Raw genomic sequence first — 26,281 nt, 5'->3', positions numbered from 1 at the left:
ATAGCAGGAACATGGCGAAGAAAGCAGCGCGCAAATCCCGCGGTAAGTCCAAAAAGGCAACCCGGTCTCGGAAAACGGAAACGCTCATCGTTCGGATTCGGCGATGGGTACTGCGTGTCATCGGTGCTCTGGCCGCGGCGTTCGTGGCGCTTGTTTTGCTTTACACCGTGGTCAACCCGCCGATCACCCATACGATCTGGTCCGAGTGGCGCCGCCTGGGCAAGGTGGACCGGGAATGGGTCGCGATCGAGGATATGTCTCCGGCCATGGCCCGGTCGGTCGTTGCGGCCGAGGATGCGAATTTCTGCCTGCATTGGGGCTTTGACGTGAACGCGATCCGCGATGCGCTTGAAGATGGTGGCAACCGCGGGGCATCGACCATTTCTCAGCAGGTGGTCAAGAATGTCTTTCTGTGGCAGGGGCGCAGTTGGGTGCGCAAGGCGCTAGAGACCTCCATGACCCCGGTCGTCGAAATCTTCTGGAGCAAGAAGCGCATACTCGAGGTGTATCTGAACGTGGCGGAGACCGGTGAGGGCCTGTTTGGGATCGAGGCGGCCGCCCGCAAGAATTTTGGAGTCAGTTCCGCCCAGCTCAGCCCGGTGCAGGCGGCGCGTCTGGCGGCAATCCTTCCGTCACCGCGCAACCGTTCGGTCACGGACCCGTCGGTTTACACCCGCAGACGAGCGGCCGCGATCCGCGATGGAGCGGCCACCATCCGCGCAGATGGTCGCGCAGATTGCTTCGAGGATTGAAACTTCTGCCCGTCAGCGGCTATTGCTGAGCGGTACTCAATTGGTTCGAATGGATCCACATGGCGCGTTTGTTTCACGTTCCCCTGTCCCCCTTTTGTCGAAAAGTCCGCCTGTCCCTGGCGGAAAAGAAGATCGAAGTCGAATTGGTCGAGGAAAAGTACTGGGAAAAATCCCCGGACTTCTTGCGCAGAAACCCTGCGGCCAAGGTCCCGGTTCTGCGGCTGGATGGCCGGGTGATGTCAGAAAGCGCGGCGATCTGCGAATACATCGAAGAGACTCGGCCGGAACCCGCATTGATGCCGAAAAATCCGGAAGCACGGTTCGAGGTGCGCCGTCTGGTCAGTTGGTTTGATGACAAATTCCACCATGAGGTGACATCCAAGCTGCTGTACGAGCGGGTGAACAAAAAAGTGACCGGTCAGGGCTATCCCGACAGCAAGAACGTCAAGGAAGGCGCGCGGGCAATCAAGTTCCACTTGGATTACATGGCCTGGCTGCTGGATCAGCGGCGCTGGCTGGCGGGGGATCAGATGACATTGGCCGATTTTGCGGCTGCCGCGCATCTGTCGGCGTTGGACTATATTTCGGACGTGGACTGGAATCGCAGCCATGTGGTCAAGGACTGGTACGCCAAGATCAAGTCTCGCCCGGCCTTCCGGTCGATTCTGGCGGATCAGGTGCCGGGCTTCCGCCCGCCCGCCCATTACGCCGACCTGGATTTCTGATAGGTTGGGGCAGGGGGCGGTCTGCCCCCTCTTGGCCCATTGGGCCAATTCACCCCCGAGGATATTTTGGGCCAGATGAACAGCGCGACGGCATTGAAGGACAGGTTGGTGTCGCAGGCCCGGGCCGAGGGGTTCGTGTCGTGCCGGATCTGCCGACCCTGGGACGTGCCGGAAGTGCCTGCGCGGTTGGCCGCCTTTCTGGCGGCCGGTTATCACGGGCAGATGGGCTGGATGGCCGAGCGGGCCCATTGGCGGGGGGATCCGGCGGAGCTGTGGCCTGAGGCGCGCTCGGTCATCATGCTGGCCGAGAGTTACACGCCGGATCATGATCCGACCGAGGTTCTGGGCCGACCCGATCGCGGGGCGATCTCGGTCTATGCGCAGAACAAAGACTACCATGATCTGGTCAAAAAGCGGCTGAAGCGGCTGGCCCGGTGGCTGATTGCCGAAGCCGGGGGCGAGGTGAAGGTGTTCGTCGACACCGCGCCGGTGCCCGAGAAAGCACTGGGCCATGCGGCCGGGTTGGGCTGGCAGGGCAAACACACCAATCTGGTCAGCCGGGAGTGGGGCAATTGGTCCTTTTTAGGGTCTGTTTTCACCACTTTGGACCTGCCGACGGACCCGCCGGAAGTGGATCATTGCGGGTCGTGTCGGGCCTGTCTGGATGCCTGTCCGACGGATGCCTTTCCGGCGCCCTATCAACTGGATGCGCGGCGCTGCATTTCCTATCTGACCATCGAGCACAAGGGGTCGGTGGATCAGGAGTTGCGCGGCAAGCTGGGCAACCGGATCTATGGCTGTGATGATTGCCTGGCCGCCTGTCCGTGGAACAAGTTCGCGGTGGCGGCCAGTGACATCCGATATGCCGCGCGCCAAGACCTGATGGCGCCGCCGTTGGCGGAACTGGCCGGGTTGGACGATGCGGCGTTCCGGGCCAGATTCTCGGGTTCTCCGATCAAGCGGATCGGGCGCGACCGGTTCGTGCGAAACGTTCTGTATGCCATCGGCAATTCCGGGTCGTCGGAGTTGATTCCGGTCGCGCAGGCGTTGATCGGGGATGCCGACCCCACGGTGGCCGACGCGGCGCGCTGGGCGGTCGAACAACTGTCGTGAATGCCGCAAACAGGCTGGACGCGTCGGTTCAAACCGCTACACCCGTGACTGCGAACAGGATGGAGATCCCGATGGCGTTGGCTTTGGGCGTGGATACCGGTGGAACCTACACCGATGCGGTGCTGATCCGGGACGAGGAAGAGGTGATCGCCTCGGCCAAGTCCCTGACCACACGCGAGGATCTGGCGATCGGCGTCGGGCGGGCGATCCGGGCGGTGCTGGACCAGGCGCAGGTCGCGCCCGTTCAGATCTCGATGGCGTCGCTGTCGACGACGCTGGCCACGAACGCGCTGGTCGAGGGGCAGGGCGGGCGCGTTGCGCTGATCTATGTCGGGTTTCGCGACGGCGATCTGGACAGGCACGGGCTGCGCGATGCGCTGAAGGGTGACCCGGCGCTGGTGATCGCGGGTGGGCACAGCCATGCCGGGGCCGAGGCCGCGCCGTTGGATACAGGGGCGTTGCGCGAATTTCTGGACCAGCAGTCCGGGATTTCCGGGTTCGCGGTTGCGGCCCAGTTCGCCACCCGCAACCCCGCGCACGAGCTTGAGGTCGCGCGAATCATCACCGAGAAGACCGGCGCGCCAGTGACCTGCTCGCATCAGTTGTCCGCCAAGCTGAACGGGCCGAAACGTGCGGTGACGGCGGTGCTGAACGCACGTCTGATCGGAATGATCGACCGCCTGATCGGCCGGGCGCAGGATGTATTGCTCGAGCTGGGCATCGACGCGCCGATGATGGTGGTGCGAGGCGATGGCGCCTTGATGAGCGCCGAGCAGGCGCGGGAACGGCCGATCGAAACCATTCTTAGCGGTCCGGCGGCCTCGATCGTGGGCGCGCGCTGGCTGACCGGAGTTCAGGACGCGCTGGTGTCGGATATCGGAGGGACGACGACCGATGTGGCGCTGATCCGCGATGGCAAACCGGCGGTCGACCCGGTGGGCGCCCGGGTCGGCGGGTTTCGCACCATGGTCGAGGCGGTGGCGATGCGCACGCATGGTCTGGGCGGTGACAGCCAGGTGCATGTGGTAACCGAGGGCCTGCGCGGCGGCGTGTTCCTGGGTCCGCGCCGGGTGCTGCCGGTGTCGCTGATCGCGGCTGAGGCGCCCGAGGTGGTCCATGCCGCGCTGGACGAGCAGTTGCGCGCGACCACGGTGGGCGAGCACGACACCCGTTTCGCCCGCCGCGTGCCCGGCATCCACGCCGAGGGTCTGGGCCCGCGCGAGGCGGGGCTGCTGGAGCGGCTGGGGGACAAGGTTCTGCCCCTGAGCACCCTGTTGCGCACGCGGATGGAAAACGGCGCTCTGACCCGGCTGGTGGACCGCGGGATCGTTCAGGTCTCGGGGGTGACGCCGTCGGATGCCAGCCACGTTCTGGGGCGCCTGTCCGATTGGGATGCCGATGCCGCGCGCAAGGCGCTGGAGTTGATTGCGCGTCGGCGTGTGGGGTCGGGCGACCGGCTCGCGGGCTCGGCCGATGAACTGGCCGGGATGATCGTGGATCAGTTGACCGAACAGACCGTTTTGACCTTGTTAGAGACTGCTTTTGCGGAAGAAGCCGAGGCGTTCGGCCTGCCGCCCGAGGATCTGGCGCGCCATGTGCTGACACGGCGGGGCTTGCGCGGGCATCGCGGTCTGCTGGCGTTGGATACGAGGCTGAACGTGGATGTGGTCGGGCTGGGTGCCTCGGCGCCGAGCTATTACCCGGCGGTCGGTGAGCGTCTGCGCTGTACCATGGTGCTGCCCGACCATGCCGGGGTGGCCAACGCGATCGGGGCCGTCGTGGGGCGGTTGACCATGCGGCGGGCGGGCACGGTGACCGCTCCGTCCGAAGGCCGGTACCGCGTGCATCTGAATGAAGGTCCGCAGGATTTCCCCACACCCGAACCCGCGCTGGCCCTGCTGGAGGCCGAACTGCGGCGCGAGACCGAAAGCGCCGTGCGCGAGGCCGGGGCCGAGGATATCCGCGTGATCGTCAACCGCGACATCCGCACCGCCCGGATCGAGGGCAAGGATGTCTTCGTCGAGGCGATGCTGACCGTCGAAGCCAGCGGCCGCCCGCGGGTGGCCGTCGGCTGACCTTTATTCGGCAGCGCTGCTGCGTTTGGGCAGAACCCAGTCCGGGCGCGAGAAGTGGCAGGTATAGCCGTTGGGGATACGCTGAAGGTAGTCCTGATGCTCGGGCTCGGCCTCCCAGAAATCGCCCGCGGGTTCGACCTCGGTCACGACCTTGCCGGGCCACAACCCGCTGGCATCCACATCGGCGATCGTGTCCAGCGCGATCTGTTTCTGCGTTTCGTCGCAGTAGTAGATGGCCGAGCGATAGCTCATCCCAATGTCATTGCCCTGGCGGTTCACGGTGGTCGGGTCGTGGATCTGGAAGAAGAACTCGAGCAGATCGCGATAGGTGATCTGCGCGGGGTCGAACCAGATCTCGATCCCTTCGGCATGGGTGCCGTGGTTGCGATAGGTCGCGTTGGGCACGTCGCCGCCGGTATATCCGACGCGGGTGCGCAGAACGCCGGGCAGCTTGCGGATCAGGTCCTGCATGCCCCAGAAGCAGCCTCCGGCCAGAACGGCGCGGTGTTCGGTCATTTCGGGTCCTCCACTTGATCGAGGTATTCGCCATAGCCCTCGGCCTCCATGTCGTCACGATGGATGAACCTCAGCGCGGCGGAGTTGATGCAATAGCGTAGCCCACCCTGATCCAGCGGACCATCGGGAAACACATGGCCCAGGTGGCTGTCGCCGTGTTTCGAGCGGACCTCGGTCCGGATCATGCCCAGCGAGCGGTCCTCAAGCTCGGTGACGTGGTCATGCACGATGGGTTTGGTGAAACTGGGCCAGCCGCAGCCCGACTCGTATTTGTGGGTCGAGGCGAACAGCGGCTCGCCCGATACGATATCCACGTAGATGCCGGGTTCCTTGTTGTTCAGGTGTTTTCCGGTGCCGGGGCGTTCGGTCCCGTTGCGCTGGGTAACGTGGAATTCCTCGGGCGACAGGGCCGCCACAACCGATGGATCTTTGGTATATTTGGGCATGGGTCCTCCGGCATTGCATACGTTGCCGAGATATTTGGGGTGCGCCGCGACAAAAGCAAAGCCCTGTTTCATCCGGCTCGCGCGATCGTGCGGGTGATCTGCCGCCGTGCTTCGAGCGTATCAATATCAAAGAGGAGGTCACGCCATGTTCAGAATGTTGCTGTTGTCTGCCCTGTTGTTGATCGGTCGAACGGTGCAGGCCGCGCCCGTGTCCGGAGAGTTCCCTTCGATCGATGGCGGCACGCTGTCGCTGTCGGACTGGCGCGGCCAGCCGGTTCTGGTGGTCAACACGGCCTCGCAATGCGGGTTTACCGGGCAGTATGCCGGGCTGCAAAAGCTGCAGGACACTTATGGGCCCAAGGGTTTGGTGGTTTTGTCGGTCCCATCGGATTCCTTCAACCAGGAACTGGAAACCGCCAGCGAGGTCAAGGAGTTCTGCGAGTTGAACTATGACCTGACCCTGCCCATGACCGACATCACCCCCGTCACCGGTCCGCAGGCGCACCCGTTCTACAAGGCGGTCGCGGCCGAAACCGGGTTTGTGCCGGGCTGGAATTTCAACAAGATCCTGCTGAGCCCCGATGGCGAGGTCGTGGCGACCTTTGGGTCGACGACCCGGCCGGACTCACGCAAGCTGCGCCGTCAGGTCGAGGCGCTGCTGCGCTGAACCGGCTGGCGTGACAACTGCACGGCCAGAATGCCCAGCGTGGTGACCGCAACACCAACGGCGTCCATTGCGCCCAACCGTTCACCCAGCAGAACCGCGGCGATCGCGACCCCGAACACCGGGTTGAGGAAATGGAATGTCGCCGCGCGGATCGGTCCGATCCGGTTGAGCAGCAGGAACCAGATCAGCGTGGCCAGCAGGCCGGGGAACAGGGTCGTGTAGGTGAAGGCCAGCGCCAGCGGCCAGGTTGGACGGACATAGATCGTCTCGAACAACGGGGCGGCGACGAACAGAACCGCCGAGCCGACAAACATCTGCAGGCCGACGACCATCATGAAATTCCCGCCCGAGGTCGCCCCGCGCACGGCCAGCGTGGCGAAGGTCAGCGCCAGCGCGCCCAGCCCGCAGAGGGCAACGCCAAACAGGTCGATCCCAGCGCTGATCCGGCTGCTCATGATCAGGGCCACGCCAGCGAACCCGGCCAGCAGACCCAGAACACCCAGCGGACGCAACCGTTCCCCGAACAGCAGCCAACCGGCCAGCGCCACCAAGAGTGGCATGGTCGAGGCGATGATCGCCGCTACCGAGGCTTCGACCGTTTGCATCGCATAGAAATTCAGACCCAAATAAAGGGCATTCTGGCAGATTCCGAACAGGATGGTCGCATGCCATTGCGACCGCGTCAGGTGCCAGCTCTGGCCCATGGCCCGGGCGATTGCGACACCCAGGATGCCGGAAATCAGGAAGCGAACCGCCAGTGAAAACAGCGGCGAAGCATCCGCGACGATGATCCGCGCCGAGGTAAAGGCCGACGACCAGATGAAGGCAAAGGCCAGCCCCATGGCGATGGCGCGCAGATCCATGACCGCTCCTGTTTGAATATGCGGCGACTGTTTCCGATTTTCTCTCGGGCCACAAGCGCCCGAGCGTCAAAAAAGACACATGGAGCGCGCAAGTTTTCCGTGGGTGCCGGTTTTATTGATTGACTAGCCAATTAAAGATATCCGCTCGGTGATCTGACATCTAAAGGGAGGTTTGTCGGTGCTATTGGAATACATCCTGTCATTCGGGGTCCTGCTTGCTCTTGGGCTGGTAGCGTTCTTCGTCGTGAAATGGTGGAACCTGCGGTGCGTGGGCGTGACACCTGTACATCTGTTCACTTTCATCGCGATCCTGTTCACATCCGGCCTGGATGTCGGGCTGATCATGTTCCCGCTCACCGAATTCGGAGGCTATGCCGAAGATCCGGCCTATGCGTTCGCTAACCCGCTGGCGATCGAGTTCGGGTTCTGGGGTTTCCTGATCTGGGCCTTCTATTTCCTGACGGCCTTCTATTTCTGCGTCATCGAGCCCCGAGTACAGTTCTTTGAAATCCCGGTGGTCAAGCTGATCAACAATGTGGTGATCATCGGGACCTGCGCTTTCACCGCCAGCCTGTTCCTGATCTACCTGCCCGGATACCTGCCCGAAGTTGGTGATGGCGAGTCTGTAGTGACCACGTTTTACATCATCGTGTTTGTCGTCATTCTGGCCGCGGCCTATTCCTCGACTGACCTGAAATACGTGCGGATTCTTTCCGTCGGCTCGACGTTTCTGTTTCTGGCGCTGATCGTTGGCATGTGGGCCGCGGCCGGTATGGGCGTTGCGGGTTTCGTGGAAACCAGCAGCAATATCGGGGCGTATTTCGCCAATATCCACAAGTTCGTACTGCCTCTGTCCGACTATCACGCCTTCTACCTGTTCTGGTGGTTTGCCTGGTCGATCATGATCGGTCAGTTCACCTCGCGCTTTGTCGGAGGGCTGACCACCTGGCAATTGCTGGCGGCGCTGCTGATCTTTCCGTCGATCCCCTTGGCGATCTGGTTCAGCGTGCTTTACTACTATCACCTGAACGGCATCAGCACCGCAGGCATCACCAACATCGCGATGGTGATCGTCGGCGTGACCTTCGTGATTAACTCACTGGACTCGCTGATCAGGCTCTATACCGACAACCTGAACATGACGGTCGAACGCTTCGGTAAGACGGCCTATGTTGCCGGCAATGTGGTGCTTCTGTTTGTGCTGACGCTTCTGTTCCAGAGTCAGTGGCTGCAGATTCAGTGGATCGGCGCCGTTGTGGTTGGCCTCTACCTCGCCTGCGTGGTCTATATCCTGATCGCCAAGCGCAAAGAGGTGATGAGCATCGACTCGATGCCCGAAGATCGGGATCTGGATTTCCACAAGGTCGAGACTGTTCACTGACCTCGGCCAACGACAACACCGGGTCTGGTCCAACAGGCCCGGTAAACAAACACCATAGAAAAAGGGCCGCGAAATCGCGGCCCTTGATCGTTTTCCCTAAGGCGCGGATCAGCTGTTGACGCTGTCCTTCAGGGCCTTGGCGATGGTCATCTTCACAACCTTGTCGGCTTCTTTGGTGAAGGTCTCACCAGTGGCCGGGTTGCGAACCTGACGCTCGGGGCGCTCGCGGCAGTAGATCTTGCCGACGCCCGGCAGGGTCACAGCGCCACCGGCCGAAACTTCGCGGGTGATCAGGCCAGTGATCGCCTCCAGCGCCGCGTTCGCGGATTTCTTGTCGGTTCCCATTTCCTCAGCGAGAGCAGCAACCAGCTGAGTCTTCGTCATAGGCTTTGCCATTTCTTGGTCTCCTTAACGTGCCCGATCTATTGGGCCTCACCGCGTAACTGTAACGGGATATTGTGGGCGAACACAACGAATAGTAGCACCGAAACCCCAAAAAATATGGGGATTTCGTTGCTTTTTTGCGTCAGAGGAAGGCCGTTTCGTCGAACGAGCGCAATTTCCGGCTGTGCAAACGTTCCAGCGGCATGCCTCGCAGGTGTTCCATCGCGCGGATTCCGATCGCCAGATGGCGGCTGACCTGGGTTGTATAGAACTCGGACGCCATGCCGGGCAACTTCAATTCTCCATGCAGGGGCTTGTCGGACACGCACAGCAAAGTGCCGTAGGGCACGCGGAAGCGATAGCCGTTTGCGGCGATCGTGGCGCTTTCCATGTCCAGCGCGATCGCGCGCGACTGGCTCAGCCGTTGCACCGGGCCGGATTGGTCGCGCAGTTCCCAGTTACGGTTGTCGACCGAAGCCACCGTGCCGGTGCGCATGATCCGCTTCAGCTCATAGCCTTCCAGCTCGGTCACTTCGGCTACGGCGCGTTCCAGCGCGACCTGAACTTCGGCCAGCGGCGGGATCGGCACCCAGACGGGCAGATCGTCGTCCAGCACCTTGTCTTCGCGCAGATAGGCATGGGCCAGCACGAAATCCCCCAGAGCCTGCGTGTTGCGCAGCCCCGCACAGTGGCCGACCATCAGCCAGGCGTGTGGTCGCAGCACCGCGATGTGGTCGGTGGCGGTTTTGGCGTTCGATGGCCCGACGCCGATATTGACCAGCGTGATCCCCGACCCGTCGGCGCGTTTCAGGTGATAGGTCGGCATTTGCGGCAGTTTCAGCGGCTGTTCCAGCGGCGCGTCGGGGTCGGTGATCTCGACATTCCCGGTCGAGACGAAACTGGTATAGCCGCTGTTCGGGTCGGCCAGTTGCGCGCGGGCGTAGTTCTCGAATTCCGAGACATAGAACTGGTAGTTGGTGAACAGAACGTGGTTCTGGAAATGGTCCGGATCGGTGGCGGTATAGTGGGCTAGCCGGGCCAGCGAATAGTCGATGCGCTGCGCGGTGAACAAGGCCAGCGGGCCGACGCCATCCTGCGGTTCGTGCACACCGTTGACGATGTCGTCATTGGTGGTGGTCAGGTCGGGCACGTCGAACACGTCGCGCAGGGTGAACCCGGCCGCTCCCTGATGCGGCACCACCAGATCGGGGTTGCCGGCCACGGCGAAATGCACCGGCATCGGCGTGGTCGAGGGGCCGATGGTCACCGGCTGGTTGTGATTCTTGATCAGCAGCGCGATCTGTTGCGTGAGGTAGGACCGGAACAGATCCGGCCGGGTCACCGTGGTGGCATGAACCCCCGGCTCGGACACGTGACCAAAGCTCAGGCGGCTGTCCACATGCGCGTAGGACGCCGTACGGATACGGATTTCCGGGTAATAGGCTCTGTACCGGACCTTGGGCGCGCCGCTTTCCATCGCCTCGGCAAAGCTTTCGCACAGAAAGGCGGTGGACTCGTTATACAGCTCTTCCAGCCGGGCAACGGCTGCGGCGGCATCGGTGAAAATCTCGGGGTCCCGTGGGTCGGGAGTTGTTATTTTTGTCATGCGAGGGGTTCCAGAAGGTCAATTTTTTCGAATGTTCGGACATCCACCAGTCCCAGATCGGATATCCGCAGTTCGGGGATGACGACAAGGGCCAGCAGCGAGTGCTGCATATAGGCGTTGTTCAACTGACAGCCGCAGGCCTGCATCGCCTCGACCATCTTCTGCGCCTTGGCCGCGACGTCCGCGGCCGGGCTGTCGGACATCAGGCCTGCGATGGGCAGTTCGACCAGCGCCAGCTCTTCGCCATCACGGAAGATGGTGATGCCGCCGCCTACTTCGGCAAGGCGATTGGCGGCCAACGCCATCTGATCGCGGTCGGTGCCGACCACGATGATGTGGTGGCTGTCATGCGCCACGGTCGAGGCCATGGCCATCCGGCCCTGATAGCCAAAGCCCGAAACAAAGGCGTTGGTCACGCCGCCCGTGGCGCGGTGCCGCTCGACCAGCGCAATCTGGCAGACATCGCCTTCGCCTTCGACCAGCCCGCCGATAATGGGCAACTCGGCCTTCAGCGCCTGGGTGGGGGCCTGGTTCTCGACCACGCCGATCACGTTTGCACGCACGCGATTGGCGCCTTCGGGCGCGGAGATCTCGAAATCGGCGGCGGTCAGGGCATGGCCCAGATGCACCGTGTTGCGTGCCCGGTCAGGCCAGTGGAAATGCGGGCAATCCACCGTGATCGCGCCGTTCTCGGCCACCACCTGTCCGCGGGCGATGGCCATCTCGATCGGCAGTTCAGTCAGGTTCGAACTGAGGATCACGTCCGCCCGGCGGCCCGGCGTGATCGAGCCGATCTCGCGCTCAAGCCCGAAATGGGTGGCGGTGTTGATCGTGGCCATCTGCAGGGCGATCAGCGGGTCGCAGCCACAGGCGATGGCATGGCGGACGACGCGGTTCATGTGACCCTCGTTCACCAGCGTGCCCGAGTGGCAGTCATCGGTGCACAGGATGAAGTTGCGCGGGTCCAGCCCCTTTTCGGTGACGGCGGTGATCTGGCTTTCCACGTCATACCAGGCCGAGCCCAGCCGCATCATCGACCGCATCCCCTGCCGCACGCGGGCAATGGCGTCGGCCTCGCAGGTGCCCTCGTGGTCATCCGCCGGGCCGCCGGCGACATAGGCGGCAAAATCAGGCCCCAGATCGGGCGAGGCATAGTGTCCGCCCACCGTCTTTCCCGCGCGCTGGGTGGCGGCGATTTCGGCCAGCATCTTGGGGTCGGCGTTGATCACACCGGGAAAGTTCATCATCTCGCCCAGCCCGATGATGCCGGGCCAGGTCATCGCCTCGGCCACGTCTTCGGCGGTGATCTCGTAGCCCGTGGTTTCCAGCCCGGGCGCCGAGGGCGCGCAGGACGGCATCTGGGTGAAGATGTTGACCGGCTGCATCAGCGCCTCGTCATGCATCATCCGCACGCCGTCCAGCCCCAGCACGTTGGCGATCTCATGCGGGTCGGTGAACATCGAGGTGGTGCCATGCGGAATCACCGCGCGGGCGAACTCTGCCGGGGTCAGCATGCCGGATTCGATATGCATATGCGCGTCGCACAGCCCGGGGATCATGTAGCGGCCCTTAGCCTCGATGATCTGGGTGTCGGGGCCGATGCAATGGCTGGCGTCGGGGCCGACATAGGCCACGCGTCCGGCGGCGATGGCGATGGAGTGATCGGGCAGCGCCTCGCGGCTGTGCACGTTGATCCAGATCCCGCCGCGAATGACCATGTCGGCGGCTTCGCGGCCAGCGGCAACGGCGATCAGGCGGGGGGCGACGTCGGGCCAAGAGGGGAAGGGTGCGTATTCCATGGCACAACTTTCCCGAATGCATCGGAAGGTGCAACCCCTGCCGTGCCACCTTCATGAAACCGTCATCCGACCGGGCGCGGGGCAGCAAATGCTTGATCCGCGCTGCGATGCGGGGTCTGGTAGCGACATGGATTACGAAACCATAGATGCGGACAGTTTCGGCCGCAGCCTGCGCGGGATCGGGCTGAACCTGCTGGTGCGCGACGTGCGGGCGGAATGCGCTTTTTTGGAGACTGTTTTTGGCCTGAAATCCCATCAGGTGACGGCGGGTTTTGCCATCGTCACCTATGGCGATCAGGTGTTTCAGCTGCATTCGGACGGCACCTATCATTCCAACCCGCTGCTGGGGCTGGTTCCTGAAACGCCCCCGCGCGGTGGCGGGATCGAGATTCACCTATACGACACCGACCCGGACGAGGCGGCGGAGCGCGCCAGGTCCGCTGGGGCGGTCGTCCTGCAGGAGCCGACCGACAAGCCCCATGGCCTGCGCGAGACCTATATCCTGTGCGAGAACGGCTATGCCTGGGTCGCCAGCCGCCCCAAGGACGGCTGAAAGTCAGGCGCGGTGTTGCTCGGCCGCGATCTCCGCCCTGATCCACTCGGCAAAGGCCACGGCACCCGGGGTCTCCTCGGCCTGGGGCGACAGCAGCAGGTAATAGGCTTCGGGCATGTGTGCGCGATGCGCGAAGGGCGCGATCAGGTGGCCTTCGTCCAACAAGCGCTTTGCGATGGTATCATGGGCCAGGCACAGCCCGCCCCCGGCCATCGCGACGGACAGGCCGACCATATAGGTCGTGGCATAGGTAATCGGCGGATTCTCCCATGTTAGATCCTGATCTTCGGCCCAGCTGGCCCAGTTCGACAGAAGATTCGAACAGTCGTACAACGGTTGCTGCTGAAGGTTTTCCAGTGTGACCGGATAGTCGGGGGCGCAGACGGGGTAGTAGTGCTCGCTGCGCAAAAGCTCGGTTCGGACCGTGTCGGCCGGGCGCAGGGAATAGCGGATTTCCACCGCCGCGCCTTCGGCCATTTCGCGCGGCTCCCACAACTCGGTGAAGATGTTCAGGTGGACATCGGGGTGCAGCGCGCGGAAGGCGGGCAGGCGGGGGGCCAGCCAGTTGACCGAGAAGGTGATGTTGCACTGCACCTGAACAGTATTTTCCTGCTGCCCGGTCACGGCCTGGGTGCCACGCACCAGCGTCCGGAACGCCTCGCGCACCACGGGCAGATAGGTGATTCCGGCCTCAGTTAGTTCCAATGCGCGGGGGCGGCGGTGAAACAGAGGCTGACCCAGATAGCCCTCGAGCGATTTGATCTGCTGGCTGACGGCGCTTTGCGTCATGTTCAGATCGCGCGCCGCGCCGGTGAAAGATAGGTGGCGGGCCGCGGCCTCGAAGGTGCGCAGCCAGCCAAGCGGGGGAAGGGGAGTCCGGGGCTTCATAATTCAATCATAAGCTCAGCTAATGCCAAAGCGCCAATTTTTTCGTTGGTCAATTGCTCCACGGCCCGGCACGGTTTGTATCAGCCCTCTGCCCAAGCCGAATGGAGCCCCCGGATGAGCGTCACCAATCTGAAGCCGAATATCGACCATTGGCAGGAGCGCGTGGACATGGCCGCCGCCTTCCGCTGGACCGAGCGGTCGAACATGCACGAAGCGGTCGCCAATCACTTCAGCCTTGCCGTGAACGAGGATGGCACGCAGTTCCTGATGAACCCGAACCAGATGCATTTCGCGCGCATCCGCGCCTCGGACCTTCTGCTGCTGGATGCCAACGATCCCGACACGATGAACAAGCCCGGAGCACCGGACCCGACCGCATGGGGTCTGCATGGATCGATTCACCGGAGATGCCCGCATGCGCGTTGCGTGATGCATGTGCATTCGATTTTTGCCACCGTCCTGGCCTCCTTGGCCGACAGCAACCTGCCGCCGATCGACCAGAACACCGCAACCTTTTTCAACCGCTATGTCATTGATGACGAATTCGGCGGTTTGGCCTTTGAAAGCGAGGGTGAGCGTTGCGCGACAATGCTGCAAGACCCGAAAAAGAAGGTCATGATCATGGGCAACCACGGTGTGCTGGTGATTGGCAACAATGCAGCGGATGCCTTTAACAGACTCTATTATTTCGAGCGCGCCGCCGAGACCTATGTACGCGCCCTTCAGACGGGCCGGCCGTTGCGGGTGCTTTCGGACGAGATCGCCGAAAAGACCGCGCAGGAGCTGGACGACTATCCCGATCAGGCCGCTGCGCATCTGCGCGAGATCAAGGCCGTTCTGGACTCCGAAGGCTCGGACTACGCCACCTAGAGGGTTTTGTCATGACCGATGCCTCGCATGATCCCGAAGCCGCCCGCTGGCACTATCGGCCGTCTGACCCTGTGGCGTTGAACCCTTTGTTCAGCTGGCCGCCCAGACCGATGGCGGTTGGGAAATGGTACAGCGGTGCATGGTTGCAGATCACCGCGCTGACCCTGTGCCTGGTGCTGGCGCTGGCGGCTTATGTGTTGTTCCTGCCGCCGCTCGATGCGATGCAAAGCTTTGCGCCGGGTTGGATGTTCCGCGTCTGGCTGCTGAACATGGTGCCTCAGATCCTTGTCGCGGGCGGGCTGCACTGGTGGCTGTACATGCGCAAGGGGCAGGGTATGTACAAAAAGTTCGATCGCCGCGACCTGACCCGCGACAACGGGACCTTTACCTTCCGCAATCAGGTCTGGGACAACATCTGGTGGACGCTGGGCAGCGCCATGACGGTGGCGACGGTTTATCAATGGGTGATCTACTGGGCGATGGCCAACGGGTATGCGCCAACGGTCACATGGACCAGCGCGCCGGTCTGGTGCGTGGTCTGGATGCTGTTCATCCCGATGTGGTCAGGTCTGCATTTCTATTGGGTGCACCGGCTGGAGCATCATCCGAAACTGTACAAGCATGTGCACGCGGTACATCACCGCAACGTCAATGTTGGGCCGTGGTCGGGCATCTCGAACCACTGGTACGAGAACCTGCTGTATTTCACGACCTATTTCATCCACCTGATCGTGGCCTCAAACCCGTTGCATCTGCTCTTCCATGTCTATTTCCAGCAGATCAGCCCGGTCCTGTCCCATTCGGGGTTCGAGAAGCTGAAAGCAGGGGATACGGACGCCGCACGGGCCGGCGATTTCTTTCACCAGCTGCACCACCGGTATTTCGAGTGCAACTACGGCACGTCCGAGATTCCGTTCGACAAGTGGTTCGGCACATACCACGACGGGTCGGCCGAGGCGACGACGCGGACGCGGGCCTACAAGAAACAGATGTATACCTAGCGGGCCCGGCTGCGCAGGGCACGCGGACTGAGACCGAACTCGGCCCGAAAGGCACGGGTCAGCGCGCTGGGATCCTCATAGCCCGCGCGCAGAGCGATCTCGGCGATACTCAGGTCGGTTTCCGCGGCCAGCTTGCGCGCAAGATTCAGACGCATCCGACGATAGACCTTGGCCGGCCCGGCCCCCAGGTCCGCCCGCATCCGGGATTCCAGCGCTTTTTGCGACCGTCCCACGCGCCGGGCGATCTCGGGGATCGTCAGAGGGGTCTCGAGATTTTCCTGCATCAGCGCCAGCGCCTTGTTGACATGCGAGCTGGCCGAGCCTGCGCCGCCGGAATGTGACCGGGCAGAGTCGCGCGTCATGAAAAGCTGCGCGACTTCCAGTGCCAGCGCCTGACCGTGATCCTGCCCGATCAGGTGCATCACCAGATCAAATGCGGCCATTGCGCCCGAGCAGGTGATGCGGTCACCGTCGATGACATAGCGCTCGCGGCAGGCCTGGACTTCGGGGAAACGCTCGGTGAACGCGGTCAGCTCCTCCCAATGGATCGTGGCGCGGTAGCCGTTCAGCAATCCGGCCTGGGCCAGCAGCCAACTGCCGGTGTCCAGCCCGGCGAGGGTTCGAAAGCGCCGCTTTGCCGCACGCAACCCCGCCTGGGTGCGCCAACCACCATGTGCCTGAAACCCGTAGGAGGGCATCACCAGCAGTATATCCCCATCCGCATCCGTCAGCGCCGCATGGGGCGCCACCTGCAACCCTGAGGATGACGTGACCGGCCTCGGATCCAGTGACAGGAATTGCCAGTCATACAGTCGCTGCCCCGACAACGTGTTGGCCGCGCGCAATGGCTCGACCGTGTTGGCCAGGCAATGGTTCGAGAACCCGTCGAACAGCAGCACCCCGAATCGCTGCGGTGCGGCGGGTGATTTGGTCCATTTCTGCATGATTGAAGTCTAGTTCTGCATCATTGTGGCGGCAAGCCGCGTCAGGATTATCGCACGCCCAGAAACCGGAGACCCGCGATGCAATATGGCCTGACCGACGAGCAGGAGATGATCGTCTCGACCGTCCGCAGCTTTGTGGAAAAAGAAATCTATCCCCATGAAGAGCTCGTCGAACGCACCGGCGAGGTGCCGAAAGAGATCGCCGACGAGATCAAGCGCAAGACGATCGAGCTGGGATTCTACGCCTGCAATTTCCCCGAAAGCGTGGGCTGCGCCGGGTTGAACCACCTGGAATTCGCGCTGGTCGAGCGCGAGTTGGGGCGCGGGTCGATGGCACTGACCCATTTCTTCGGGCGGCCGCAGAACATCCTGATGGCCTGTCAGGGCGATCAGGTCGAACGCTATCTGATGCCCGCCGTGCGCGGCGAGAAGATGGATGCGCTGGCGATGACCGAACCGGGCGCGGGTTCGGATGTGCGGGGCATGAAATGTTCCGCCGTGCGTGACGGCGGCGATTGGGTGGTGAACGGCACCAAGCATTTCATCTCGGGCGCGGAACATGCCGATTTCATCATCGTCTTCATCGCCACGGGCGAGGATCAGACGCCGAAAGGCCCCAAGAAGCGCATCACCGCCTTTCTGGTCGATCGCGGCACGGCGGGCTTCACCATCCGCGACGGCTACAAGTCGGTCAGCCATCGCGGCTACAAGAACATGGTGTTGGAATTCGACGACTGCCGCCTGCCCGATGCGCAGGTGCTGGGTGAGGTCGATGGCGGGTTCGAGGTGATGAACACATGGCTCTATGCCACCCGCATCACCGTGGCGGCCATGTGCGTGGGTCGGGCGCGGCGGGCTTTCGACTATGCGCTGGACTATGCCGCCACGCGCGAACAGTTCGGCCAGAAGATCGGCAAGTTTCAGGGCGTCAGCTTTCAGATCGCCGATATGATCACCGAGATCGACGCCGCCGACCTGCTGACCCTGGCCGCCGCCGACCGGCTGGACAAGGGCCTGCCCGCCAATCGCGAGATCGCCTCGGCCAAGCTCCATGCCTCGGAAATGCTGGCGCGGGTGACCGATGCGGCGATCCAGGTGCATGGCGGAATGGGTCTGATGGATGACTATCCGCTGGAACGCTTCTGGCGCGATGCTCGGGTCGAGCGGATCTGGGACGGCACCAGCGAGATCCAGCGCCACATCATCAGCCGCGACCTGCTGCGCGCGTTGGGGGCGTGAAGATGCCGCCGGGCCTGAGCGGCGCGGCGGATGCGCTCGCGCCGGGAAAGCTCGCCGCGCTGAGGCGGATGCTGGGGTTCCGTTCGCTGGCGGTGATCGGTGGGGGCGCATGGTGCGCCGAGGTTATTCGCCAGGTGCGGAAACTGGGCTTCACCGGCCCGGTCTGGCCGGTGCATCCCAAGGCCGACGAGGTGGCGGGCGAGCGCGTCTTTGCCAGGGTCGAAGACCTGCCCCAAGCGCCCGACGCGGCCTTTGTCGGCATCAATCGCCGCGCCACCATCGAGGCGGTCGAGGCTCTGTCCCGCATCGGCGCGGGCGGCGCGGTGTGTTTCGCCTCGGGCTTTACCGAGGCGCAGGCCGAGGACGCTGATGGGGCCGACTTGCAGGTGCAGCTTGTAACTGCAGCGGGGGACATGCCGATCCTCGGTCCCAACTGTTACGGCTTCGTCAACGGTCTGGACCGGGTGGCGATCTGGCCCGACCAGCACGGCATGCGCCCGGTGGAAAGGGGCGTTGCGATCCTGACGCAAAGCTCAAACATCGCCATCAACATGACCATGCAGCGCCGGGCGCTGCCGCTGGCCTTCATGCTGACCTGCGGGAATCAGGCGCAAACCCATCAGGCCGAAATCGCGATGGCGCTGCTGGATGATGACCGGATCACCGCCATCGGCCTACATGTCGAAGGCTTCGGCGACCTACGCAAATGGGAGGCGCTGGCGGCCAAAGCGCGTGACCGGGGCATACCGATCGTGGCGCTCAAGGTGGGGCGGTCAGCTCAGGCGCAGGCGGCGACCATTTCGCACACCGCCTCGCTGGCGGGGGGTGATGCCGGGGCGCAAGCATTTCTGGATCGGTTGGGAATCGCGCGGCTGAACGACGTGCCCGCGTTTCTGGAAACACTGAAGCTGTTGCATGTCACCGGGCCGCTGGACGGGACCGGAGTGGCGACGATCAGCTGTTCCGGTGGCGAGGCCAGCCTGGCCGCCGACATGGCCGAGGGAACCGGCCTGCACTTTCCGCCGCTTGCCGCAGAGCAGGTTTCGGGCCTGCGCGCGGCGCTGGGGCCGATGGTGGCGCTGGCCAATCCACTGGACTACCACACCTATATCTGGCGCGACGCTGACGCGATGGCGCGGGCTTGGTCGGCGATGACGGGGCCGCATGTGGCAATAACGATCTCAATCGTTGACTACCCTCACACCGATCCCACCGATTGGGACTGCGCCACCCGTGCGGCGTTGACCTGCGCGCGCGAAACCGGCAGGCCCTTTGCCGTGGCCGCGACCCTGCCCGAACTGATGCCCGAGGACGTAGCCGAGCGGTTGATGGCGGGCGGTGTCGTGCCCTTTGCCGGGCTGCGTGAGGCGCTGGCGGCGACACGCGCTGCAGCACGCCTGCATCCCCAACCGCAGGAGCCGGTTCTGCTGCCCGCCGCCAATGCGGCCACAACCGTTCTGACCGAGGCTCAGGCCAAGGCCGAACTGGCCGCTTGCGACGTGCCGGTTCCCCGCTCGGTCGTCGCGCGGGCGGATCGGGCGGAAAAGGCGGTGGTCGGTCTGAGAGGACCCTTTGCGGTGAAAGGCGTTGGCCTGGCGCACAAATCCGAACATGGCGCGGTGCGGCTGGGCGTTTCTGGACAAGATCTGCCCGAGGTCGCGAGATCAATCGGCACCGATGAGGTTCTGATCGAGGAAATGGCCCCGGCCGGTATTGTCGAGCTGTTGATCGGCGTCACCCGCGACCCGGCGCATGGCTATGTGCTGACCCTTGGGGCGGGCGGGGTTCTGACCGAGCTCCTGCGCGACTCTACCTCGATCCTGATCCCGTCCACGCCGTCTGCGATCCGCGACGCGCTGGGCAAGCTGGCCTGTGCGCCCGTGTTGAGCGGATATCGGGGCAAGCCCGGCGTGGATATCTATGCTGTCGTGCGAGTGGTCATGGCGGTGCAGAACTACGTCATTGCCAACGCGGCGGTCGTGGACGAAGTTGAAATCAACCCTCTCATCTGCGCGGCCGACACTGTGGTCGCCGTTGATGCCCTGATCCGAAAGGCGTGACCATGAACCCGATCAAAACCCACCGCGATGGTGCAATCCTTCAGGTCACGTTGGACCGGCCCAAGGCGAATGCCATCGATTTGGCGACCAGCCGTGTCATGGGCGAAGTGTTCCGCGACTTTCGCGATGATCCCGACCTGCGCGTGGCGATTTTGACGGGCGGCGGCAAAAAATTCTTTTGCCCCGGCTGGGACCTGAAGGCCGCGGCCGAGGGCGATGCGGTGGACGGCGATTACGGGGTCGGCGGTTTCGGTGGCCTGCAGGAGTTGCGCGACATGAACAAGCCGGTGATTGCCGCCGTGAACGGCATCGCATGCGGCGGCGGGCTGGAACTGGCCCTGAGCGCCGACATGATTCTGGCCGCCGATCACGCCACCTTTGCCCTGCCGGAAATACGCTCGGGCACGGTGGCGGACGCGGCCAGCGTCAAGCTGCCCAAGCGCATTCCCTATCACATTGCGATGGAACTGCTGCTGACCGGCCGCTGGTTCGACGCCGAGGAAGCGCATCGCTGGGGCTTGGTGAACGAGATCGTCCCGGCAGACCAGTTGATGGACCGGGCATGGGACCTGGCGCGCCTGCTGGCGAGCGGCCCGCCGCTGGTCTATGCCGCGATCAAGGAGATCGTGCGCGAGGCCGAAGATTCCAAGTTTCAGGACATCATGAACCGTATCACCAAGCGCCAGCTGCGCACGGTCGATGTGCTCTATGGCTCCGAGGACAATCTGGAAGGGGCTCGCGCCTTCGCCGAGAAGCGTGACCCGGTCTGGAAGGGCCGCTGAGGCGGATCAGGATTTCTCGAACAGGGCGATCAGCGCGTTGTCGTCCTTGTTGGGGCCGGCGGCCAGATCGCCATAGATGCGGACCGGGGTCAGGGTCAGATGTTCGATCCGGCCCTCGGCCTGCAGCTTGTCGAAGGCGGTTGCGAATCCCAGCGCCTCGAAGTGTTTGGCGTTGATCGACAGGGCGAATTGCGCCCCGGGCCGGGCCACCCGCAGCAGGGCGGGCAGGACCTCGGGGCCCAGATGGCCGTGGGTGAAGGTGCCCGACGACACGATGCCCGAATAACTGTAGCGCGGAACCGGGATGCCCTCGTTCAGGTCGGCCTCGATCGCGTCGCGGTAGATGTCCTTGCGCATGGCCTTTTCCAGCATCTCGGCACTGATGTCTGTGGCGTCGATCGGCCCCACGCCCAGATCGGCCAGAACCGCGCCGCACAGGCCGGTTCCCGCGCCCACATCCAGCACCGGACCCTGTCCCCCGGCGCCGACAAAAGCGCGGGCGGTGTGAATATGCAGCTGGTAATCCTCGCGCGCGGCGAATCCGCGATCGTAATCTCCGGCCCATTCGGCATAGAGCCGTTTGTTGTCTGCCGGAGTTTTCAGCGCATAGGCCGCGTGCAGGCTGGGTTTGTCATCACTCATGACACCATGAAGGCGCAGGCGGGGATTCGAATCAAGTGCGGCCATCCGGCGCTTGCATCCCGCCCGCGGCGCGATCATCAAGGGACCATGACTGGAACGCTTTTTTCATTCGGGCACGGCTATACCGCCCGCGCCCTGTCGCGCCGGCTGGCCCCCAAGGGTTGGCGCATCGTCGGAACCACCCGCGATGCCGCCGAGAAGGACGCCATCCGCGCCGCCAGGGCCGAACCGCTGGTCTGGCCGGGCGAGGCCCCCGATCTGGACGGGGTTACGCATCTGCTGATCTCGACCGCGCCCACGGCCAAGGGAGATCCGGTTCTGGCCGCCCTGCGGGATGAGATTGCCGCGCGCGCCGGGCAGTTCGACTGGGTCGGGTACCTGTCGACCACCGCCGTCTATGGCGACCACCAGGGGGACTGGGTCGATGAAACCACGCCGGCGACACCCACGGCCGAGCGCGGGCGCTGGCGGTTGCGGGCCGAGCAGGACTGGGCCGCGATCCCCGGCCTGCCGCTGCACATCTTTCGCCTTGCGGGCATCTACGGGCCGGGGCGGGGGCCGTTTTCCAAGCTGAAGAAAGGCGGGCTGCGGCGGATCATCAAGCCGGGGCAGGTGTTTTCGCGCATTCATGTGGATGACATCGCACAGGTGCTCGAGGCGTCGATGCGCCGTCCCGATCCGGGCGCGATCTACAATGTCTGCGATGACGAACCGGTGCCGCCGCAGGACGTGATCGGCTATGCCGCGCAGCTTCAGGGCCTGCCGCTGCCGCCGGCAGTGGATTTCGACACGGCCGACCTGACGCCGATGGCGCGCAGCTTCTACAACGAGAACAAGCGCGTTCGGAACGACCGGATCAAGACCGATCTGGGCGTGACGCTGAAATACCCCAACTACCGGGTGGGCCTTGAGGCGCTGCACGCGGATCAGACGCTGAACGGCGACTGATCAGACCACATCCGCCAGGATCATGTCGGCAGCCTTTTCCGCAATCATGATCGTGGGCGCGTTGGTGTTGCCCGAGACCAGCGTCGGCATGACCGAGGCATCGACCACCCGCAGCCCCTGCAGCCCCCGCACGCGCAGCTGCGGATCGACCACCGCCATGTCGTCCACCCCCATCTTGCAGGTGCCCACGGGGTGATAGATCGTATCGGCCCGCGCGCGGATATGGCCTTCCCAATCCGGGTCGGTCCGGGCGGTGTCGGTGCCGAACATTTCCTTGTGGCGGTATTTGGCGAGGGCCGGTGCCTCGAGGATTTCGCGCGTCATCCGCGCGCCCTTGATCATCGTGTCCAGATCGCGCGGGTCGGACAGAAAGGCCGGGTCGATCGCCGGGGCGGCAAAGGGGTCTGCGCTGTGCAGCGAGACGGTGCCGCGGCTTTCGGGGCGCAGTTTGCAGATATGGCAGCTGAACCCGTAGCCCAGGTGCAGTTTGCGCGCGTGGTCATCTACCAGCGCGATGGTGAAATGCAGTTGGATGTCGGGGCGGTCCAGATCGGGAGAGGTCTTCAGAAAGGCCGCGCCTTCCGCAAAGGGGGTGGCCGCCATCGACACACCGGTCTTGCGCCACCGCAAAAGGTGTTTGACCAGCCCCACCGTACCGGCGGCGCCGATGCCGAAATTGTCTGTGTCCTTTGTCTTGTAGGCCAGGATGAAATCCAGGTGATCTTGCAGGTTCTTGCCCACGCCCGGCAGCGCGTGGCGGACGGCGATTCCATGCGGGCTCAGGTCCTCGGGGTCGCCGATGCCCGACAGCTGCAGCAGTTGCGGCGATTTCAGCGCGCCCGAGCAGACCAGAAGCTCGCGCGCGGCGGTGACAGTAAGGTCGGCGCCCTTGCCGCCCTGGCGATATATCACGCCCGTGGCGCGGTGGCCGTCAAAGGTGATCTCGCGCGCCTGCGCCCCGGTGATGACCGTCAGGTTGGGCCGGTCCATGACTGGAAACAGATAGGCCGCGGCGGCCGAGCACCGCTCGCCGTTTTTGGCGGGGTCGTGGAACTGGGTGACCTGGTACAGCCCCGCGCCTTCGTTGTCGCCGCGATTGAAATCGTCGGTCACCTTGTGCTGCAACTGGGCGGCGGCCTCGACGAAAGCGCGCGTGATCGGGCGTTCTTCTTTCTGGTCTGACACCTGAAGCGGGCCGTCGGCGCCATGCAGGTCATCCGCGCCGCGTTCGTTGTTCTCGGACCGTTTGAAATAGGGCAGAACGCTGTCCCAGTCCCAGCCCTCGCAGCCCAAATCGGCCCAGCCGTCATAATCCTGCCGCTGCCCGCGTACATAGAGCATTGCGTTGATCGCGCTGGACCCGCCCAGGGCCCGGCCACGCGGCTGATAGCCCGTTCGCCCGTTCAACCCCGGTTGCGGCACCGTTTCAAAGGCCCAGTTGTTGATCTTGGGTCGCCCCGGTAGCATGGCAACCACAGCGGCAGGCATCCGCACCAGAATGCTGTTGCCGCCCCCGCCCGCCTCGAGCAGGCAGACCCGCGTGCCCGGATTGGCGCTCAGACGGTTGGCCAGCACGCATCCCGCGGACCCTCCGCCGACGATGACGTAGTCGAATTGCATGGCGATCCTCCCCTGTGGCCCGCGCGGTGTCGCGCGTCACGGCCCGCAGTTTGAAGCACCGGCGGCAAAACGCAATCGGGGCGGCGGGGAACGCCGCGTCATGTGAATGGGGATCGGTTTGAAAGATCATGGCAGAGCCATAATCAATAGCTATCAAATCAATCCGAAAACAAAATTTTTTCTCATGGCTGGGATTTGCTATGACTCGGTGTATTCAAGCGGACTGCGGTCCGCCCCTTTTTCACGTGCCATACGCACGGTTGCCTCGCAAACAGACAGACACCAGCCAGGATCGGAGATTGAGATGGACGGAAGCGACAACCCCAACACGGGCAAATGCCCCATCATGCACGGCGCCGGAACCCGATCGAACCGGGACTGGTGGCCCAACCAGCTGAACCTGGCGATCCTGCACCAGCACCAGCCGGCCGGGAATCCGCTGGGGGCCGATTTCAACTATGCCGACGCGTTCAAGAAGATCGACTATGACGCGTTGAAACAGGACTTGTATGACCTGATGACGGATTCGCAGGATTGGTGGCCGGCGGATTACGGCCATTATGGCGGTCTGTTCATCCGCATGGCCTGGCACAGCGCCGGCACCTACCGGACGGCTGACGGGCGGGGCGGCGCCTCGACCGGGAACCAGCGGTTCGCGCCGCTCAACAGCTGGCCGGACAACGGCAACCTCGACAAGGCCCGTCGTCTGCTGTGGCCGATCAAGCAGAAATACGGCAACCAGATTTCGTGGGCCGACCTGATGATTCTGGCCGGCAACTGCGCCATTGAATCGATGGGCGGCAAGACCTTCGGCTTTGCCGGCGGCCGGGAAGATATCTGGGCGCCCGAGGAGGACATCTATTGGGGTGCCGAGACAGAATGGTTGGCCCCGACCGAAAACCCGTACAGCCGCTACTCGGGCGAGCGCGATCTGGAAGATCCGCTGGCCGCCGTGCAGATGGGCCTGATCTACGTAAACCCCGAAGGCCCGGACGGAGAGCCGGACGTGCTGGCCTCGGGCCGTGACATTCGCGACACCTTTGCCCGGATGGCAATGAACGATGAAGAGACCGTCGCACTGGTTGCCGGTGGCCACACATTCGGCAAGGCGCATGGTGCCGGGGACCCGGCGCTGGTCGGCCCCGAACCCGAGGCCGCGCCGATCGAAGAGATGGGCTTTGGCTGGATCAACAAATTCGGCACAGGCAAGGGTGACGATACCACGACCAGCGGAATCGAGGGCGCCTGGACCGCGAACCCGATCAAGTGGGACAATGGCTATTTCGACCTTCTGTTCGGTTATGACTGGAACCTGACCAAAAGCCCTGCCGGAGCGTGGATCTGGGAGCCGGTCGGCGTCAAGGAAGAGGACATGGCACCAGCTGCGCATGACCCGTCGAAAAAGGTCAAGACGATGATGACCACCGCCGACATGGCGATGCGCATGGATCCGATCTATGGGCCGATCTCGAAGCGGTTCCACGAAAACCCCGACGAGTTCGCCGACGCCTTCGCGCGCGCTTGGTTCAAGCTGACCCATCGCGATATAGGGCCAAAGGCGCGCTACATCGGCCCCGAGGCGCCGGCCGAAGAGCTCATCTGGCAGGACAACGTGCCGGCGGTGGACCATGATCTGATCGATGCCGCAGACGTGGCCGACCTAAAAGCCCGGCTGCTGGCTTGTGGCCTGTCGGTGTCGGAACTGGTCGCGACGGCATGGGCCTCGGCTTCGACCTTCCGCGGCTCGGACAAGCGCGGTGGCGCCAACGGTGCCCGCATCCGGCTAGCGCCCCAGAAGGACTGGGACGTCAACGAGCCCGAGAAACTGTCCAAGGCGCTGGATGCTTTGACGGCGGTGCAAGCCGAGTTCAATGCCGCGCAGTCCGGCAACAAGAAGGTTTCGCTTGCGGATGTAATCGTGCTGGGCGGCGTTGCGGCGATCGAAAAGGCCGCCAAGGCTGCTGGGCATGACATCGATGTTCCGTTTGCACCCGGCCGTACGGATGCCACGCAGGACCAGACCGATGCCGAATCCTTCGCCCCGCTTGAACCGATCGCGGATGGGTTCCGGAATTACCAGCGCAAGGAGTACAGCGTGTCTCCTGAAGAGTTGCTGGTGGACAAGGCGCAACTGTTGACTCTGTCGGCACCCGAAATGACCGTCCTGGTCGGCGGTATGCGCGTTCTCGGTGCGAATTTCGGTGGCACGGCGCATGGCGTCCTGACAGACCGGGTCGGGGTTCTGAGCAATGACTTCTTTGTCAATCTGCTGGACATGCGCACCGAATGGAAGCCGGCGGCAGACGCCAAAGGAGTGTATGAAGGCCGGGATCGGGCTTCGGGTGAAGTGAAGTGGACCGGAACCCGGGTGGACCTGGTATTCGGTTCCAATTCACAACTCCGGGCT

24 protein-coding genes (1 of these 24 running past the window's edge) are annotated in these 26,281 nt (G+C 63.5%); 14 read left to right on the top strand and 10 right to left on the bottom strand.

Annotated elements, in window-relative coordinates; genetic code table 11:
* Window positions 1–11: 11 nt before the first annotated feature.
* The 4 genes from mtgA (at window position 12) to ACR0EF_RS10290 (ending at window position 4,665) form a co-directional block, all read left to right on the top strand.
* Window positions 12–752, top strand: a complete 741-nt coding sequence (gene mtgA / locus ACR0EF_RS10305; RefSeq protein WP_170373456.1) for a monofunctional biosynthetic peptidoglycan transglycosylase — start codon at window positions 12–14, stop codon at window positions 750–752.
* Between the two features lie 59 nt (window positions 753–811).
* Complete coding sequence (gene fzlA / locus ACR0EF_RS10300) at window positions 812–1,477, top strand: FtsZ-binding protein FzlA (RefSeq protein ID WP_170373455.1); 666 nt, start codon at window positions 812–814, stop codon at window positions 1,475–1,477.
* Between the two features lie 75 nt (window positions 1,478–1,552).
* A complete protein-coding gene (gene queG, locus ACR0EF_RS10295) occupies window positions 1,553–2,590 on the top strand; it encodes a tRNA epoxyqueuosine(34) reductase QueG (protein WP_170373454.1) in 1,038 nt (345 codons plus the stop codon).
* Between the two features lie 71 nt (window positions 2,591–2,661).
* Window positions 2,662–4,665 carry a hydantoinase/oxoprolinase family protein gene (locus ACR0EF_RS10290; protein ID WP_170373464.1) on the top strand — a complete coding sequence of 668 codons (2,004 nt, stop codon included), beginning with the start codon at window positions 2,662–2,664 and terminating at the stop codon, window positions 4,663–4,665.
* Between the two features lie 3 nt (window positions 4,666–4,668).
* Here ACR0EF_RS10290 and msrA read toward each other — a convergent pair whose 3' ends face one another.
* Together msrA and msrB are read right to left on the bottom strand one after the other, a co-directional pair.
* The gene (gene msrA / locus ACR0EF_RS10285) at window positions 4,669–5,181 is read right to left on the bottom strand and encodes a peptide-methionine (S)-S-oxide reductase MsrA (protein ID WP_170373453.1); all 513 of its coding nucleotides are present in this window, start codon (window positions 5,179–5,181) and stop codon (window positions 4,669–4,671) included.
* Window positions 5,178–5,627 carry a peptide-methionine (R)-S-oxide reductase MsrB gene (gene msrB, locus ACR0EF_RS10280; protein WP_005979690.1) on the bottom strand — a complete coding sequence of 150 codons (450 nt, stop codon included), beginning with the start codon at window positions 5,625–5,627 and terminating at the stop codon, window positions 5,178–5,180. Before msrB ends, msrA begins: the two co-directional genes overlap by 4 nt.
* A gap of 145 nt (window positions 5,628–5,772) precedes the next feature.
* On the opposite strand from msrB, the gene ACR0EF_RS10275 reads away from it, so the two are divergent.
* Complete coding sequence (locus tag ACR0EF_RS10275) at window positions 5,773–6,294, top strand: glutathione peroxidase (RefSeq protein ID WP_170373452.1); 522 nt, start codon at window positions 5,773–5,775, stop codon at window positions 6,292–6,294.
* On the opposite strand, the gene ACR0EF_RS10270 is transcribed toward ACR0EF_RS10275, so the two are convergent.
* Complete coding sequence (locus ACR0EF_RS10270) at window positions 6,270–7,157, bottom strand: DMT family transporter (RefSeq protein ID WP_170373451.1); 888 nt, start codon at window positions 7,155–7,157, stop codon at window positions 6,270–6,272. The two genes, ACR0EF_RS10275 and ACR0EF_RS10270, sit on opposite strands and share 25 nt — an antisense overlap.
* A gap of 184 nt (window positions 7,158–7,341) precedes the next feature.
* Here ACR0EF_RS10270 and ACR0EF_RS10265 point away from each other — a divergent pair, with 184 nt between their 5' ends.
* Complete coding sequence (locus ACR0EF_RS10265; RefSeq protein ID WP_170373463.1) at window positions 7,342–8,538, top strand: BCCT family transporter; 1,197 nt, start codon at window positions 7,342–7,344, stop codon at window positions 8,536–8,538.
* Window positions 8,539–8,646: 108 nt separating this feature from the next.
* Here ACR0EF_RS10265 and ACR0EF_RS10260 read toward each other — a convergent pair whose 3' ends face one another.
* The 3 genes from ACR0EF_RS10260 to ade all read right to left on the bottom strand — a co-directional run bounded on the left by ACR0EF_RS10260 (window position 8,647) and on the right by ade (window position 12,327).
* Window positions 8,647–8,934 (bottom strand): HU family DNA-binding protein, encoded by a 288-nt coding sequence (locus ACR0EF_RS10260; RefSeq protein WP_170340577.1) that lies wholly within the window; start codon window positions 8,932–8,934, stop codon window positions 8,647–8,649.
* Between the two features lie 130 nt (window positions 8,935–9,064).
* Complete coding sequence (locus ACR0EF_RS10255) at window positions 9,065–10,528, bottom strand: AMP nucleosidase (RefSeq protein ID WP_170373450.1); 1,464 nt, start codon at window positions 10,526–10,528, stop codon at window positions 9,065–9,067.
* Window positions 10,525–12,327: an adenine deaminase gene (ade, locus tag ACR0EF_RS10250; protein ID WP_170373449.1), complete on the bottom strand. Its 1,803-nt coding sequence runs from the start codon at window positions 12,325–12,327 to the stop codon at window positions 10,525–10,527. The genes ACR0EF_RS10255 and ade overlap by 4 nt, the downstream gene beginning before the upstream one ends.
* Window positions 12,328–12,454: 127 nt before the next feature.
* Here ade and ACR0EF_RS10245 point away from each other — a divergent pair, with 127 nt between their 5' ends.
* Window positions 12,455–12,880 (top strand): VOC family protein, encoded by a 426-nt coding sequence (locus tag ACR0EF_RS10245; RefSeq protein ID WP_170373448.1) that lies wholly within the window; start codon window positions 12,455–12,457, stop codon window positions 12,878–12,880.
* A 3-nt stretch (window positions 12,881–12,883) separates the two neighbouring features.
* On the opposite strand, the gene ACR0EF_RS10240 is transcribed toward ACR0EF_RS10245, so the two are convergent.
* On the bottom strand, window positions 12,884–13,768 hold the full coding sequence (locus tag ACR0EF_RS10240) for a LysR family transcriptional regulator (RefSeq protein WP_170370435.1): 885 nt from the start codon (window positions 13,766–13,768) through the stop codon (window positions 12,884–12,886).
* A 114-nt stretch (window positions 13,769–13,882) separates the two neighbouring features.
* Here ACR0EF_RS10240 and ACR0EF_RS10235 point away from each other — a divergent pair, with 114 nt between their 5' ends.
* Both ACR0EF_RS10235 and ACR0EF_RS10230 read left to right on the top strand, forming a co-directional pair.
* A complete protein-coding gene (locus ACR0EF_RS10235) occupies window positions 13,883–14,638 on the top strand; it encodes a class II aldolase and adducin N-terminal domain-containing protein (RefSeq protein ID WP_170373447.1) in 756 nt (251 codons plus the stop codon).
* A gap of 11 nt (window positions 14,639–14,649) precedes the next feature.
* A complete protein-coding gene (locus ACR0EF_RS10230; protein ID WP_170373446.1) occupies window positions 14,650–15,639 on the top strand; it encodes a sterol desaturase family protein in 990 nt (329 codons plus the stop codon).
* Here ACR0EF_RS10230 and ACR0EF_RS10225 read toward each other — a convergent pair.
* The gene (locus ACR0EF_RS10225) at window positions 15,636–16,583 is read right to left on the bottom strand and encodes a GlxA family transcriptional regulator (RefSeq protein ID WP_170373445.1); all 948 of its coding nucleotides are present in this window, start codon (window positions 16,581–16,583) and stop codon (window positions 15,636–15,638) included. The two genes, ACR0EF_RS10230 and ACR0EF_RS10225, sit on opposite strands and share 4 nt — an antisense overlap.
* 78 nt (window positions 16,584–16,661) lie before the next feature.
* On the opposite strand from ACR0EF_RS10225, the gene ACR0EF_RS10220 reads away from it, so the two are divergent.
* From ACR0EF_RS10220 to ACR0EF_RS10210, 3 genes are read left to right on the top strand one after another with little or no spacing between them, the layout of a single operon-like run.
* Entirely contained in the window at window positions 16,662–17,822 is a 1,161-nt protein-coding gene (locus ACR0EF_RS10220) for an acyl-CoA dehydrogenase family protein (protein ID WP_170373444.1), read from the top strand.
* 2 nt (window positions 17,823–17,824) lie between these two features.
* Window positions 17,825–19,882, top strand: a complete 2,058-nt coding sequence (locus tag ACR0EF_RS10215; protein ID WP_170370483.1) for an acetate--CoA ligase family protein — start codon at window positions 17,825–17,827, stop codon at window positions 19,880–19,882.
* Window positions 19,883–19,884: 2 nt separating this feature from the next.
* A complete protein-coding gene (locus ACR0EF_RS10210) occupies window positions 19,885–20,664 on the top strand; it encodes a carnitinyl-CoA dehydratase (protein ID WP_170370440.1) in 780 nt (259 codons plus the stop codon).
* A 6-nt stretch (window positions 20,665–20,670) separates the two neighbouring features.
* Here ACR0EF_RS10210 and ACR0EF_RS10205 read toward each other — a convergent pair whose 3' ends face one another.
* On the bottom strand, window positions 20,671–21,306 hold the full coding sequence (locus ACR0EF_RS10205) for a class I SAM-dependent DNA methyltransferase (protein ID WP_170370441.1): 636 nt from the start codon (window positions 21,304–21,306) through the stop codon (window positions 20,671–20,673).
* 87 nt (window positions 21,307–21,393) lie between these two features.
* On the opposite strand from ACR0EF_RS10205, the gene ACR0EF_RS10200 reads away from it, so the two are divergent.
* On the top strand, window positions 21,394–22,254 hold the full coding sequence (locus ACR0EF_RS10200) for an SDR family oxidoreductase (protein ID WP_170373443.1): 861 nt from the start codon (window positions 21,394–21,396) through the stop codon (window positions 22,252–22,254).
* Here ACR0EF_RS10200 and ACR0EF_RS10195 read toward each other — a convergent pair whose 3' ends face one another.
* Window positions 22,255–23,874, bottom strand: a complete 1,620-nt coding sequence (locus tag ACR0EF_RS10195) for a GMC family oxidoreductase (protein ID WP_170373442.1) — start codon at window positions 23,872–23,874, stop codon at window positions 22,255–22,257.
* Window positions 23,875–24,178: 304 nt separating this feature from the next.
* On the opposite strand from ACR0EF_RS10195, the gene katG reads away from it, so the two are divergent.
* Window positions 24,179–26,281 carry the 5' portion of a catalase/peroxidase HPI gene (gene katG / locus ACR0EF_RS10190; RefSeq protein WP_170373441.1) on the top strand. The gene runs 105 nt beyond the window's last position, so only the first 2,103 of its 2,208 coding nucleotides appear in the window; the start codon lies at window positions 24,179–24,181; its stop codon lies beyond the right edge, outside the window.

It is taken from the genome of Ruegeria sp. CG8, from assembly GCF_056537165.1.
Note: the sequence above shows the minus strand (reverse complement) of the source record. Positions and strands in the feature narration are given on the sequence as shown.

Coding starts and splice junctions, on each gene's coding strand:
- ACR0EF_RS10275 (WP_170373452.1), top strand. CDS start 5,773: ATGTTCAGAATGTTGCTGTTGTCTGCCCTGTTGTTGATCGGTCGAACG.
- ACR0EF_RS10200 (WP_170373443.1), top strand. CDS start 21,394: ATGACTGGAACGCTTTTTTCATTCGGGCACGGCTATACCGCCCGCGCC.
- ACR0EF_RS10255 (WP_170373450.1), bottom strand. CDS start 10,528: ATGACAAAAATAACAACTCCCGACCCACGGGACCCCGAGATTTTCACC.
- ACR0EF_RS10210 (WP_170370440.1), top strand. CDS start 19,885: ATGAACCCGATCAAAACCCACCGCGATGGTGCAATCCTTCAGGTCACG.
- ACR0EF_RS10225 (WP_170373445.1), bottom strand. CDS start 16,583: ATGCAGAAATGGACCAAATCACCCGCCGCACCGCAGCGATTCGGGGTG.
- ACR0EF_RS10195 (WP_170373442.1), bottom strand. CDS start 23,874: ATGCAATTCGACTACGTCATCGTCGGCGGAGGGTCCGCGGGATGCGTG.
- ACR0EF_RS10245 (WP_170373448.1), top strand. CDS start 12,455: ATGGATTACGAAACCATAGATGCGGACAGTTTCGGCCGCAGCCTGCGC.
- msrA (WP_170373453.1), bottom strand. CDS start 5,181: ATGACCGAACACCGCGCCGTTCTGGCCGGAGGCTGCTTCTGGGGCATG.
- ACR0EF_RS10230 (WP_170373446.1), top strand. CDS start 14,650: ATGACCGATGCCTCGCATGATCCCGAAGCCGCCCGCTGGCACTATCGG.
- queG (WP_170373454.1), top strand. CDS start 1,553: ATGAACAGCGCGACGGCATTGAAGGACAGGTTGGTGTCGCAGGCCCGG.
- ade (WP_170373449.1), bottom strand. CDS start 12,327: ATGGAATACGCACCCTTCCCCTCTTGGCCCGACGTCGCCCCCCGCCTG.
- ACR0EF_RS10215 (WP_170370483.1), top strand. CDS start 17,825: ATGCCGCCGGGCCTGAGCGGCGCGGCGGATGCGCTCGCGCCGGGAAAG.
- ACR0EF_RS10290 (WP_170373464.1), top strand. CDS start 2,662: ATGGCGTTGGCTTTGGGCGTGGATACCGGTGGAACCTACACCGATGCG.
- ACR0EF_RS10220 (WP_170373444.1), top strand. CDS start 16,662: ATGCAATATGGCCTGACCGACGAGCAGGAGATGATCGTCTCGACCGTC.
- ACR0EF_RS10235 (WP_170373447.1), top strand. CDS start 13,883: ATGAGCGTCACCAATCTGAAGCCGAATATCGACCATTGGCAGGAGCGC.
- ACR0EF_RS10240 (WP_170370435.1), bottom strand. CDS start 13,768: ATGAAGCCCCGGACTCCCCTTCCCCCGCTTGGCTGGCTGCGCACCTTC.
- mtgA (WP_170373456.1), top strand. CDS start 12: ATGGCGAAGAAAGCAGCGCGCAAATCCCGCGGTAAGTCCAAAAAGGCA.
- ACR0EF_RS10260 (WP_170340577.1), bottom strand. CDS start 8,934: ATGGCAAAGCCTATGACGAAGACTCAGCTGGTTGCTGCTCTCGCTGAG.
- ACR0EF_RS10270 (WP_170373451.1), bottom strand. CDS start 7,157: ATGGATCTGCGCGCCATCGCCATGGGGCTGGCCTTTGCCTTCATCTGG.
- ACR0EF_RS10205 (WP_170370441.1), bottom strand. CDS start 21,306: ATGAGTGATGACAAACCCAGCCTGCACGCGGCCTATGCGCTGAAAACT.
- msrB (WP_005979690.1), bottom strand. CDS start 5,627: ATGCCCAAATATACCAAAGATCCATCGGTTGTGGCGGCCCTGTCGCCC.
- fzlA (WP_170373455.1), top strand. CDS start 812: ATGGCGCGTTTGTTTCACGTTCCCCTGTCCCCCTTTTGTCGAAAAGTC.